At 60.1% G+C, this 371-nt stretch carries 1 protein-coding gene; it reads left to right on the top strand.

The annotated features are described in order from the left end of the window. On the top strand, nt 1–188 hold a 188-nt coding region (locus CJ014_RS28015; RefSeq protein ID WP_165791018.1), incomplete at its 5' end, for a hypothetical protein. Nucleotides 189–371: the final 183 nt, after the last annotated feature.

Genomic DNA, 371 nt, shown 5'->3' with positions numbered 1-371 from the left:
ACGTCGCCGGCGATGCGGTGATCGGTACCCATGGCGCCTCGGCGCAGACCGTGGTCGAATACGATCCGGGTGCCGGCGATGGCCAGTCGTCCTTCGTGACCAAGCTGATCGTTCCGGGCGCCGGTGCCCCGATCGCCAGCCAGCGCAGCCTTCCCTACGCCGACAACGCCGACCTGATCGGCAACTGATCCCGAGCTAAAATCGACCGTCATTCATTTTGCGATGGTCAGAAAGGCCGCTCCAACTGAACTGACCCCCGAAAGTTGGACACCAACGTTCGGGGGTTTTCTATGTCCAAGTACAGCGTTTCTTTCAAAGAACGCGTCGTTGCGTTTTATGGGGGTGGCGAGCGTAGCTACACAGATGTCGGG

Origin of the sequence: Pleomorphomonas carboxyditropha (genome assembly GCF_002770725.1) — a bacterium.
GTDB classification, from domain to species: Bacteria; Pseudomonadota; Alphaproteobacteria; order Rhizobiales; family Pleomorphomonadaceae; genus Pleomorphomonas; species Pleomorphomonas carboxyditropha.
Note: the sequence above shows the minus strand (reverse complement) of the source record. Positions and strands in the feature narration are given on the sequence as shown.